11 protein-coding genes and 2 pseudogenes are annotated in these 11,072 nt (G+C 60.1%); 4 read left to right on the top strand and 9 right to left on the bottom strand.

Annotated features, from left to right (window positions below):
* The 8 genes and pseudogenes from NKH04_RS31985 to NKH04_RS32020 all read right to left on the bottom strand — a co-directional run.
* Positions 1-344, bottom strand: a pseudogene (locus tag NKH04_RS31985) (aldo/keto reductase); the annotation flags it as partial.
* A gap of 636 nt (positions 345-980) precedes the next feature.
* Positions 981-1,685 (bottom strand): GntR family transcriptional regulator, encoded by a 705-nt coding sequence (locus NKH04_RS31990; RefSeq protein WP_352474573.1) that lies wholly within the window; start codon positions 1,683-1,685, stop codon positions 981-983.
* A 102-nt stretch (positions 1,686-1,787) separates the two neighbouring features.
* A complete protein-coding gene (locus NKH04_RS31995) occupies positions 1,788-2,528 on the bottom strand; it encodes an aspartate/glutamate racemase family protein (protein ID WP_352503768.1) in 741 nt (246 codons plus the stop codon).
* A gap of 8 nt (positions 2,529-2,536) precedes the next feature.
* Positions 2,537-3,259 (bottom strand): ABC transporter ATP-binding protein, encoded by a 723-nt coding sequence (locus tag NKH04_RS32000; protein ID WP_352503769.1) that lies wholly within the window; start codon positions 3,257-3,259, stop codon positions 2,537-2,539.
* Between the two features lie 2 nt (positions 3,260-3,261).
* Positions 3,262-4,041, bottom strand: a complete 780-nt coding sequence (locus tag NKH04_RS32005) for an ABC transporter ATP-binding protein (RefSeq protein WP_352474568.1) — start codon at positions 4,039-4,041, stop codon at positions 3,262-3,264.
* Positions 4,042-4,045: 4 nt separating this feature from the next.
* Entirely contained in the window at positions 4,046-5,020 is a 975-nt protein-coding gene (locus NKH04_RS32010; protein WP_352503770.1) for a branched-chain amino acid ABC transporter permease, read from the bottom strand.
* Positions 5,021-5,025: 5 nt separating this feature from the next.
* Complete coding sequence (locus NKH04_RS32015) at positions 5,026-5,892, bottom strand: branched-chain amino acid ABC transporter permease (RefSeq protein WP_352452194.1); 867 nt, start codon at positions 5,890-5,892, stop codon at positions 5,026-5,028.
* Positions 5,893-5,970: 78 nt separating this feature from the next.
* Positions 5,971-7,173 (bottom strand): ABC transporter substrate-binding protein, encoded by a 1,203-nt coding sequence (locus tag NKH04_RS32020; RefSeq protein ID WP_352474565.1) that lies wholly within the window; start codon positions 7,171-7,173, stop codon positions 5,971-5,973.
* Positions 7,174-7,826: 653 nt separating this feature from the next.
* Here NKH04_RS32020 and NKH04_RS32025 point away from each other — a divergent pair.
* The 4 genes and pseudogenes from NKH04_RS32025 (at position 7,827) to NKH04_RS32040 (ending at position 10,537) form a co-directional block, all read left to right on the top strand.
* On the top strand, positions 7,827-8,108 hold the full coding sequence (locus NKH04_RS32025) for a VanZ family protein (RefSeq protein ID WP_352503771.1): 282 nt from the start codon (positions 7,827-7,829) through the stop codon (positions 8,106-8,108).
* Positions 8,109-9,400: 1,292 nt separating this feature from the next.
* Positions 9,401-9,652 (top strand): annotated as a pseudogene (locus NKH04_RS32030) (Tn3 family transposase); the annotation flags it as partial.
* A gap of 245 nt (positions 9,653-9,897) precedes the next feature.
* A complete protein-coding gene (locus NKH04_RS32035; RefSeq protein ID WP_352773274.1) occupies positions 9,898-10,149 on the top strand; it encodes a type II toxin-antitoxin system Phd/YefM family antitoxin in 252 nt (83 codons plus the stop codon).
* Positions 10,142-10,537, top strand: a complete 396-nt coding sequence (locus NKH04_RS32040; RefSeq protein WP_352542894.1) for a hypothetical protein — start codon at positions 10,142-10,144, stop codon at positions 10,535-10,537. The genes NKH04_RS32035 and NKH04_RS32040 overlap by 8 nt, the downstream gene beginning before the upstream one ends.
* Positions 10,538-10,609: 72 nt before the next feature.
* Here NKH04_RS32040 and NKH04_RS32045 read toward each other — a convergent pair whose 3' ends face one another.
* A complete protein-coding gene (locus NKH04_RS32045; protein WP_353045540.1) occupies positions 10,610-10,765 on the bottom strand; it encodes a hypothetical protein in 156 nt (51 codons plus the stop codon).
* Positions 10,766-11,072 lie beyond the last annotated feature (307 nt).

Consider the following 11,072-nt stretch of genomic DNA (forward strand, 5'->3'; position numbering starts at 1 on the left):
ATGCGCCAGCCACGAAAGTTGGAGACGCCGAAATAGCGCAGCTTGCCCTGGCGGATCAGGTCGGCGATCGCCCGCACCGGCTCTTACAGCGGCGCATCGAAGACGGCGCGGTGGAAGTAGAACAGGTCGATATAGTCTGTTCCCAGGCGCCGCAGGCTGTTCTCGACGGTCTGGATCACCCATTTGCGCGAATGGCCGCCGAGATTAGGCCCTTTGTCGTGCGAGTTGACGAATTTGGTCGTCACGACCCAATGATCGCGCCTCGCCTTGATGCCGCGACCGACGACTTCCTCGGACTTGCCGTTGTGGTAGACGTCGGCGGTGTCAATGAAGTTGATGCCTTGCTAACGGCTTTGGCAGCGTCGCTCGACAGGGCTGGGACATCATGACGGAGTCGCGTTAGACATTCCAGCGAGACGAATATCGGTTTGAATCCTCGGGCTGCCGCCCAACAATGCTGAACCATATCGTGTCAAGGCTTGCAACGACCGAAGACGCAACTGGCGCATATTGCACTTGGCTGTCAAGGTCGGGAATAGGGTCAGAACCTGCCCGTGATCTTGCATTCAGGGAACGTCCGAGAAGGGTCGGATCGCGAAGTCCCCCGCCGCATTGGCGAACGTCCCGAGATGGCGCATGGTGCCGTTTCGGAACCGGGTGGACGGGGGGCAGGATCGCCAATCAACCTGGGATCATGTTGCAACCAAGTTCGAACGTCGCGTTACTGGCAAGTAGAAACGTCGCATTGGGACGTTTCAGAGGTAGGCGCCAGGTCAGAATTGCGGGTTGACGTGCATCCTGGCGTCGCCGTGAGCGCCCGATCGGGGGCGATCCAGTATGGCACTTCGGCTTTACCAGCTTTGAGAGCCACTTACGCGCGAGCTTCGTTGGCCGGTGTCGGTTGCGGGTGATCCGATATTCGTCCAGCATCGCGACGACATGTGCAATGCGAAGCTTGGCGAAGAGTTTGACAGCGCAGATCAGCGCAAGATGTCCGACAGGCTCTCGGGCTTCTTCTCGCCAAGCGACAGATCAAGGCCCGACAGAAGTTCGACGAGGTGGCTTTGCATCAGGTCGGACGCGTTTTGTGCGTCGTGCTTTTCGATGGCATCGACGAGGGCGTGATGGGCGTGGCTTTCGCAGGTGGTGTCGCGGCGGCGCCAGTAGAGCGCGATGATCAGCGACGACCGCGACAGCAGGTCTTTGACGAAACCGGTCAGGATAGAATGGCCGGCGATTTGGGCGATGCCGACATGGAATTTTGCCGACAGCATGATGGCGTCGCTGTCGCGGCCGGCATGCAGGGCCTCGTGCTCTTTTTCGAGATGAAGCCGCAGTTGCGCGATCTCGGCCGGCTTTGCCACTTCGGCGGCAAGCGCGGCGACCTTGGGCTCGATCAGCGCCCGCGCTTCGAACACCTCGCGCGCTTCCTGCTTGGTCGGCTGGGCGACGAACGCGCCGCGGTTCGGCTCGAGCCGAGCCAAGCGGTCATGCGACAGCGCCTGCAGCGCCGCGCGTATCACCGCGCGGCTCACCGAATAGATCGAGGCGAGTTCGTCCTCGGGTAGTTTTGTGCCCGGTGCGAGGCGGTGGCTGACGATGGCGTCGCGCAGGCCGGCATAGACCGGAAACCAGCGCATCGTCGGCTTGTCGCCATCCCGTGGCTTTGGCCCAAGCAGGTCCATCGTCTCATTGTCCCGGCGGCCGGATCGCTTAGCGGCGCGAACACCGCGTTTCCGGCCGGACATCGAACATCCTGTGTGGGAATGTCAACAATTTTGCACGCATCAGGATACACGGCCGGAGGGCGAAAAGGACGCAAAGATTCCGGCGAAGGATTTTTCGAGTGGAACCTGGTAGCCGCCGCGCTTTGAGGTCGACAGGCCAAGGCCGACGAGGCTCTCACAGAGTTTTACTGCGCAGGCGACGCCGTCGAGCACGGGAAGCCTATGTTCGCGGCTGAGCGCGGCGGCGAGGTCGGCCATGCCGGCGCATCCCAGCACAATCGCTTCGGCCCGGTCGTCGCGGATGGCGCGCTCGATCTCCTCCGAAATTCGTTGGCGGGCGTTGGAGCCGGGCACTTCGAGCTCCAGAACGGGAACGTCGCTGGCCCGCACCCTGGCGCAGCGGCTGGCGAGGCCGTAGCGCACCAGATTGTGCTCGATCGCCGGCACCGAACGCGACAGCGTCGTCACCACGCTGAACTTGCCGGCAATCAGGCTCGCCATGTGAAACGCCGCTTCGCCGATACCGACCACCGGCATCTCGCCGACGCAGCGTACTGCGTCGAGGCCGGTGTCGTCGAAGCAGGCGATGACGCAGGCGCTCGCCGCCGGATGTTTTTGGATCTCGCCGATCATTCCCGGGATGGCGAAGACCTCGTCGAAATAGCCTTCGACGCTCGGCGGCCCGTCCTTCGGATTGACGGCGATGATCCTGGTGCCGGCCGAAGCCGCGCGGCGCGCCGCCTCGCCGATCTTTTCGGTCATGGACGCGGTGGTGTTGGGATTGACGACGAGTACGTCCATTTGCGCTTTCATATTTCGCCGCCGAGATAGAGTTTCTTGACCCGGTCGTCGCCAAGCAGCTCAGCCGAATGTCCGGCCAGCGCGATCTTTCCGGTCGTCAGTGCGTAGGCACGCTGCGAGATGCGCAGCGCCATGCGCGAATTCTGCTCGACCAGCAGAACGCTGACCTTTTCGTCGCGGTTGATCGCGACGATCGAGCGGGCGATGTCCTGAACGAGCTTCGGCGCGACGCCGAGCGAGGGTTCATCGAGCAGCAGAAGCTTCGGTTTGGCCATCAGCGCCCGCCCGATCACCAGCATCTGCTGTTCGCCGCCGCTCATCGTACCCGCCGTCTGGGAATAGCGTTCCTTCAGGCGCGGGAAGCGCCCGAGCACCATGTCCAGCGTCCTTGCGATTTCGGCCTTGTCGGTTCGGGTGAAGGCGCCCATCATCAGATTGTCGCGCACCGTCATGTAGGAAAAGACGCGCCGACCCTCAGGTACCATGGCGATGCCCATCCTGACCAGCTCGTCCGGGCGCGTTCCGTCGATGCGGTGGCCCTGGAAATGAATCTCGCCGCTGCGGACCTTCTTCAGGCCGGTGATGGCGCGCAGGATCGAAGATTTGCCCGCGCCGTTCGCGCCGATCAGCGCTACCGTCTCGCCCTCGTTGACGCTCAGCGACACACCCTTCAGTGCATAGACATGGTCGTAGTAGAGTTCGACGTCCGAGACTTTCAGCAGTTCGCTCATGGCTAAAATCCGATCGTCTCATCTTCGGCGCCGAGATAGGCCTCGATGACCTTTTCGTTCTCCTGGATTTCCTTCGGCGTTCCCTCGGCGATTTTCACACCGAAGTTCAGGACGACGATGCGGTCGGAAATGTTCATGACGGCGGGCATATCGTGCTCGACCAGCAGGACCGTCACGCCGCGCTTTCGCACGCCGCGCACCATCTCCACCGCGCGCACGGTTTCGTCATGGTTCATGCCGGCGAAGGGCTCGTCGAGCAGAAGCACGGTCGGGTTCGTGGCGAGCCCGATGGCAATCCCGAGCGCGCGCAGATGGCCGTGCGGCAGCGTGCTGGCGATCTCATGCCGTTGCGCGCCGAGACCCAGGAAGTCGATGATCTCGTCGGCCGAGCGGCCGAATTCATCCTCGTCGCGCCGTGCGGTATTCGTGCCGAGATAGAAGCCGGCAAGGCTGGCATTGGAACGCAGGTGATGCGCGATTATGACATTGTCGCGCACCGTCATGCCCTTGAAGATCGTCGTCTCCTGGAACGTGCGCACCACGCCCTTCCGGGCGACGATATGCGGCGCCAGGCCTGAAATCCGCTCTCCCCGGAACAGCACTTCGCCCGAGGTCGGATTGAGGAAAGAGGAAATCAGCTTGAACAGCGTCGACTTGCCGGCGCCGTTGGGGCCGATGACGGAAAGGATCTCGCGTTCGCGGACCGCGAAGGAAACATTGTTGACCGCGACCAGCCCGCCGAAGCGTTTGGTCACTGCCTTGATCTGGAGAAGCTCAGTCATGGTCCTAGCCCTGCTTCTTGCCGAACAGCCTGAGGCTGAGCAGGCCGTTGGGAAGGAACAGCATCAGCGCGATCAGCACCGAAGAGAAGATCAGCAACTGGAACTCGCCGGTCTCGAACAGGAAATCCCAGCCGAAATAGAGCACGAAGGTGCCGATCATCGGCCCGAAGACGTGGCCGAGCCCGCCGAGGAAGCAGTTCAGCATGAAGTTCACCGAGTCGGTGACGGTGAAGCTCGACGGATAGATCGATTGCGAGATGGCGACGAACATCGCACCGCCGAGACCGCCGAGGAATGAGGAGATGGCATAGGCGATGACGCGCAAATAGGCGATGTTGACGCCGATCGAGGAGGCCAGTTCCTCGTTCTGCTGCAACGACTGGCAGAGTTTGCCGATGCGCGAATGGACAAGGCGGTAAAGCCCGGCAAAGCACAGCACCATCAGCGCAACCGAGACGAGATAGAAGGCGGGACGCGGATTGGCGAGCGTCGCGAAATCCGGAAGGATGCTCAGCCCGAAGATCGAGATGCCGCCGGGGAGCGGAATGCTGACCATGCCTTTGGCTCCGTTGGTGATCGGCAGTGCCAGCGCGAGCAGCCGCGCCACTTCGGTCAAAACCAGCGTGACCATGGCGAAATAGACGCCGCGAAGCCTGAGGATGGGCAGCCCGATCAGCACGCTTGCAGCGGCGCAGAACAGCCCAGCCAGCGGCAGTGTCAGCCAGAACGACACACCATGCTGGACGACAAGGATGGCCGAAACATAGCCGCCCATAAGCGCGAAGGCGCCCTGGCCGATATTGATGCGGCCGATGTAGAAAGTCACCCACACCCCGGCGCTGGCGATGCTGAGCAGCGCGACCGAAGTCAGCGTGTAGTAGAGGTCGAGCCGACCGGTCGCCTCGATCAGCCAGGGCACGCCGATGAGTACGACCAGCAGGAAGACAGCGACGCCGAGGATGTTGCGTGTACGCTTCATGTCGATCACCCCCACGGCTTGCCCATGAGCCCGTTCGGGCGGATGCTCAGGAACACCATCAGCGCGGCGAAGATGACGAGATAAGTGACGTCGCCATATTGGCGTAGCACCGTCAGGCCGACCGATTCCATCATGCCGAGGATGAAGCCGCCGGCGATCGCTCCGCTGACCACGCCGGCCCCGCCGATCATCACCATCAAGAACGCCTTGATCGAGATCGGGCCGCCGATGCCCGAATTGACGCCGGTGATGGCGACCAGCAGCCCGCCGACTATGCCGGCAAGCATGGCGCCGAGCGCAAAGCCGATCATCGAATAGCGGTCGACCTCGACGCCCATAAGCTGCGCCGCGACCCGGTCCTGCGCCAGCGCCCGCATGGCGCGTCCCGGTTTGCTGTACTGCATGAAAAGCACGAAGGAGGCGATGAACAGTATGGCGAGTGCGCCGACCAGCAGCCGGTCGTAAGGCATTATGAGGCTGTCGGAGACGAAGACGCCGTTGACGATCTTCGGCACGCCGCGCTGCTTTTCACCGAACAGGAGGAGGATCACGGCGTCGAGGAAGAATGCGACCGCCGCCGCGAGAAGCATCGTACTTTCCTCCCGCACGCTTCGCTTGATCACCGTTCTGAAAAGGAATTTCTCGACCAGCGCTCCAATAACCAGCAGCGTGATCCCGGACGCAACGAGCGCGACGACGAAAGGCATGCCGAGCTGGCCATAGACGGTGTAGGTGATGAAGCCGCCGAGAACGTACATCTGCCCATGGGCAAAGTTAAGCACGTTCATCAGCGCGAAGATCAGGGTCAGACCGAGCGCGATCAAGGCGTATTGCGCGCCAAGATAGAGCCCGTTGGCGATGACTTGTTCCATCAGGATGGTTCCCCGGCCATTCAGAGGCTCAAGACGAATGCACGAGCCTCTGCGGCAATCCGCTTCAGTGCAGTTGCGTCAATCGACTTGAGCGACGAAGAGCGTCTCGAACTTGCCGTCGCGGTATTCCGTGACCACCATCGGGACCGAAAGCTGGCGCTTCTGGCCAAACGACGTCATTCCGACATAGGTCAGCTTGGCATCGCCCTTCAGATAGGGATTGGGCGCCGAGAAAGTGTCGATCGTCTTCTTGAACTCCTCGACATTGTCGATCGCGGCCGGGTTCGCCTTCAGCGTCTCGATGATGTATTCGAGCGCGTAGACCTTGGTGTTGGATTCGTCATTGTATTCACCGAACATTTTCGTATAGCGGTCGACGAACTCCTTCATCATGTCGGACGCGATTTCGGGCGTCGATGCGCCGCCGACTGAGATGAAGCCGTTGGCCAACTCACCCGCGCCCTCTTCCAGCACCTTGGCATCCTGCGCCGTTTCGGTGGAGATCAGACCTTCGTAGCCGAGCTCGCGCGCGGCGCGGATCAGCAGCGGCGCATTGCCGGGCGCGACACCCGAAAGCACCAGCAGGTCCGGTTTTTGCAGAACGATCGGCGTCAGTACCGGTGTGAAATCGCGGGTATCGTTTTGGTAGACGTCCGTGGCAGCCACAACCTCAAGTCCGAGCGCCTTTGCCGCGGCAACACCGCCATCCCGCTGGCTCAGCGGATCGGATTCGTTGGCGGCGACAAAGGCAACTTTTCTCACGCCCCTGTTTTCCATGAGATATTTGTAGATCGCCGGAGCTGACTGGTAGTTGGCGATCATGCCGAGCACAGCGTTGGACGCCGGTGGGGTGTAGAGTTCCTTCGGGAATGCGTAGGGAAAATAGATGATGCCCTTGGATTCTGCCACGGGACGCACCGCCGCCGCGCCATCGTCAACATTCGGACCGACGACATAGTGGATGCCCTCCTGGGCCATCTTCTCCATGCCGGCGATCGCCCGCTTGGGGTCCTTCTGATCGTCGAAGGTGACGATTTTGATGTCATAGGTCTCGTCACCAATCTTCACACCGCCGGTTTCGTTGATCCAGGCGGCGCGCGTCTGCATCGAGCGGACGTTGGATGTGCCCCACGCAGCGGCCGCGCCACTCGTCACGCCGACAAAGCCGATCTTGAGTTCCTTGTTGGCGGCGTGCACCGTGATTGTGCCGCCGGCCATGATTGCCAGCGCAGAGACGGTGCCGAGCGCGGCGAATGTGATTATTGAACGTCTATTGATCATTGTTCTTTCCCCTTTGGAGGCCGCGCATTGTTGCGACAGAACTCGACCGATACGCGGAGTTTTGTGAGTGAGGGCTCAAATCTATTATCTGTCAACAAAACTTTTACAGATTGTTGACAATCTTGTGCGGTCGTAGATGAAGGACGCGGTCCGCAGCATCGCGGCCCTTCCAGAATCACGCTCCGTTCGCTCTGGCTAATATAAGCTTTGTGCCTAGTATTGACTGGGTGCGTAAAATTGTAGTACCGGCGCCGGCCGTCCCGAGTTCATTCCGCCGATGATGCCCACCCGGTCGCCAACGAGAGCAGCTCTCGGGCTCCCGCGACGAACTTCGCAAATGGTGCAGACGGCGCGTGCCGAAAATGCTGGAGCAAGACCGGCTCAGCTCTCGGGTAGTTGGCGCCCGCCCTGATCCTGCCGCATTGAACGCGGAAGGCCAGCTAATGGCTTTTGCCTAGCCCTCCCGCGGCAGTGGACTCTGTTCCGATGTGCCGCTACGTGCGGACGGCTATGTTCGAAGTACCGGCCTGTAACGTCGGAAAAGGAGTGACCCCATTTTTTTGCGTGCAAGATCTTTTCCCATCGCAGCAAGGACTGCTTTTCTGGTCACACTGGCCGGTGTCCTCGTGCTCGCACTCTCACCGGAGTGGCTTTTGCAGAATTTTGGCTTCGGCTTCACCTCTCATGATGACAAGCTCAATCACGCCGCAGCTTTCGTCGTGTTGACGGCTATCGGCAGTCTCGGTTGGCCAGAGCACAGGGCAAGACTGACCATTTTTCTTGCTCTTACCGGCGCCGCGATCGAGATCCTCCAGGGCATGCAAATGATAGGCCGCGACATGGATATGTTCGACTGGTTTGCCGATTGTGTCGGCGTCGCTTGCGGGCTCGCAATTGCAAGCTGGACAAAGAAATTAGTCAGCGGATTCTCCTAGGTCACGACCCGTCAAGCTGGGGCTAATCGGCCGCGTGAAGCATATGCGCGGCGAAGAGGATCTACGTCACGCTTCGCTGCAGGACTTCAGAGAGCATTGAGTAAGGCCGCAGCGATCACTGAGACTATCATCCGCAAGCCGATCTGCGCATAGCAGCCGAGGGGAGTTATGGCCTTCTCTTTTTCATCAGAGCGCGGACTTTAACAATCATCGCTGCATTAGACCTCAATTGAGAGGCATGTATTTTGCGCATGTATCTGTCGGCGATCACCTTGTAACGAAGGGACAATCGCACCACGCGGTCGTACGTTGCGTCTTCTCCCGCGCACAATTGCTGCGCTTTTCTTGCTAAGGTACTCGGGGCGCCAGGCTGGACCGCTAGTTTTGCGGCCCACCCCAAATTACATCTGATTAGCGCGCTCTGTTCGGCCTTGATCATTGGATCGACTGCGGACCTAGCCTGAGAACTAAGAACCACAGATGCGACCAGAACCGCGATAAAAAGCCGCTTCACAGTTGCCCTCAAACGCTGCATAGGCAGCCCAGTGATTAAACATTGACTCCAAGTTTATAGCGCGCCGCCCGTTATGCGCGGCCGCCCACTCCGTTATTTTCGCCCCTGTTTCTGCCGGAAATATGTGATGACTTTGGAGACCATCGCCATCACAACCAGAACTCCGAATAGAATAAGAATCGGAAAATCGGTAGATTGCCGACAAGGTTCGTCATCTGGCGCGCAGTACGACAGGGCGGCCGCGGAATTCATCGTGGTTAGCAGCGCGGAAGTGGAAAGACCGAGTAACTTCATACGCAGGTTTTTGGGAATATCGGCCTGCACCGGTCGGGCCGAGCCCGCCGTGCCGCATTTACTCGCAGCTATGGCGTACCTGATCAGCCACCATGCCCGCGGGACCCAACATAGCCTCGTTGAGCCCGGTGTAGCCTTTTGTTTTGTCAACCTCGTTTATAGTGGTGACGGCCGCGGGCTAATGGAGCCGATCGCTGACAATGCCACGGATTCGGGGCGCGCTCTCAACCGGCGCGTGGAAGTGAAAGCCGTGAAATAGTGCGAACGCGAGCAGATTCGGCCATGCGCTGCAGGTATTATAGCCCCGGCTGCCTTAGCCATGGATGATGAGCTTCCGGAGGAATATCCGCTTGTTCGGCAATAGCAGAAGTTCTGTCTATGGTTAATCGGTCCTTAGGCTCATCTACATCGCTGCCAGCGCACGTCACGGCGGTCAGCCGCTCCGATACGATCGATGGCTGGCGCGACCGGCGCGGCGACGGCGGCGCTCCGCGCCTCCGGCCTCAACCTCATCGTTAGCGCGATCGTGCATTGGAATACGGTCTATATCGAACGGGCCGTCACCCACTTGCGCAAAATGCACCGCGAGATCCCGGATCATCCGCTCAAGCACGTCTCGCCGCTGAGCTGGGAACACATCAATCTGACCGGCATCTATACCTGGGATACAGAACATCAGATGCGTGAAAGCTTCCGGTCGCTCAGACTTCCGGCTCGGTTACGCCACGCCGCATGACGTTCATGCTCCGTTCAACCTCGTGTCGCTGGGAACTGTTCTTGCTCCGACCCCAGGCTGGGAGGCATGGAAGGATTGGGACGGCCACACGTTCCAGACCAACCGCGCCGCACTCAGCAATGAACGAACAATGCCGCTCTTTCGAGCGGGTCGATGCTGATAGGAAAGGTGGCGCGTGGGCGCCACCATTCTTGCTTTTCTTACGTGAATTACCTATTGTAGGTACTTTAAAAGGAAGTACGGCGATGAAGCAATTCACATTCTCCGACATGAATCGCGTGTCAGGCGAAATCCTCGAAACGGCATTGATCGAGCCGGTGGCCCTGACCAAGCGCGGCAAGGAAAAGCTCGTCATCCTGTCCGCTGCTCAGTACCACCAGCTCGTCGGCCAGCCGCATTCGGTCGCCTATACGATCGAGGACGCACCGGATGAAGTCCACAATGAACTCATGACAGGACTGGATGCCATAATTTCCGGCGACACGCCCGATGCTTAAAGCTGGCGATCTGCTCCGATATTATTACCTATGGGCGCGGGAAGCAGACGCCGGCGAGGAATCCGGACGCAAGGCGAGGCCGGTTTGCATCGTTGTCCGGACGCTAGCAACGCCCGCAGCCTTGTTTCTCTTTCCGCTGACTTCGCAAAAACCCCACCGGTCGCGCCCGCATCTCGCCATCAGCGAAATCGAATGCCGCCGCGGCGGCCTCGACTATCCGTCATGGCTGATCCTGGACGAATTTAACCGGGTGCCGGTCGATGAAGCCTATGATCTGGTGACGACGACGCCGATCGGCGCGTTCAGCCCCGCATTTGTCCGCAAAATTGCTGGCGTGATCAAAGAGACGGCGGCGCAGCGTCGATTGCGCGGCATCGTTCGCAAATAGCCGTACTGATTTCTTGGCGGGCCTCCGGTCCTTACCCGCATCGAACGGGCCAGCACCGGAGCGCGGGGCGCCCTACGCCCTCTCCTCGCGCCCCACCCTCCCCTTCTGACGGTGTTTTCTCAAGAGGTGGACATTGTTGTCGTTGGCCGCCTGCAATTCCTCGAAATGCTCCCGAGCAGCCCGCCGACCCAACAAACGGGCGATCGACAGGACGGCTCGTTCAGCCATGTCTCGTGCCGACATGTCAGCCCTGTAATCGTGGCTTGCGCTGTCGTTCCCAGGTTTGGCCTCGTCCACCATGGCATGCCCGCTCTTCTGTGTAGATCAAAGGCATTGAGCGGCGTGATGATTGGCAAGACAAGTTCAGTTGCCGCGCGGCCGTAGTGTGGCGTGCAAATACTTGCGCGCTGCGATTTGGGATCCCGAAGCCGGGCCAAATTACCAAAAGCCCGGTCCTCTTGCAATATCGCACGCGATATCCAATATGCCTGCATGAGACTGCTTCTCGATACGGCGACCATGGTGGCGGCGATCC

Origin of the sequence: Mesorhizobium sp. M1365 (genome assembly GCF_040317865.1) — a bacterium.
Taxonomy (GTDB): Bacteria; Pseudomonadota; Alphaproteobacteria; order Rhizobiales; family Rhizobiaceae; genus Mesorhizobium.

Coding starts and splice junctions, on each gene's coding strand:
- NKH04_RS31990 (WP_352474573.1), bottom strand. CDS start 1,685: ATGGACCTGCTTGGGCCAAAGCCACGGGATGGCGACAAGCCGACGATG.
- NKH04_RS31995 (WP_352503768.1), bottom strand. CDS start 2,528: ATGGACGTACTCGTCGTCAATCCCAACACCACCGCGTCCATGACCGAA.
- NKH04_RS32000 (WP_352503769.1), bottom strand. CDS start 3,259: ATGAGCGAACTGCTGAAAGTCTCGGACGTCGAACTCTACTACGACCAT.
- NKH04_RS32005 (WP_352474568.1), bottom strand. CDS start 4,041: ATGACTGAGCTTCTCCAGATCAAGGCAGTGACCAAACGCTTCGGCGGG.
- NKH04_RS32010 (WP_352503770.1), bottom strand. CDS start 5,020: ATGAAGCGTACACGCAACATCCTCGGCGTCGCTGTCTTCCTGCTGGTC.
- NKH04_RS32015 (WP_352452194.1), bottom strand. CDS start 5,892: ATGGAACAAGTCATCGCCAACGGGCTCTATCTTGGCGCGCAATACGCC.
- NKH04_RS32020 (WP_352474565.1), bottom strand. CDS start 7,173: ATGATCAATAGACGTTCAATAATCACATTCGCCGCGCTCGGCACCGTC.
- NKH04_RS32035 (WP_352773274.1), top strand. CDS start 9,898: ATGAAGCAATTCACATTCTCCGACATGAATCGCGTGTCAGGCGAAATC.
- NKH04_RS32040 (WP_352542894.1), top strand. CDS start 10,142: ATGCTTAAAGCTGGCGATCTGCTCCGATATTATTACCTATGGGCGCGG.
- NKH04_RS32045 (WP_353045540.1), bottom strand. CDS start 10,765: ATGGCTGAACGAGCCGTCCTGTCGATCGCCCGTTTGTTGGGTCGGCGG.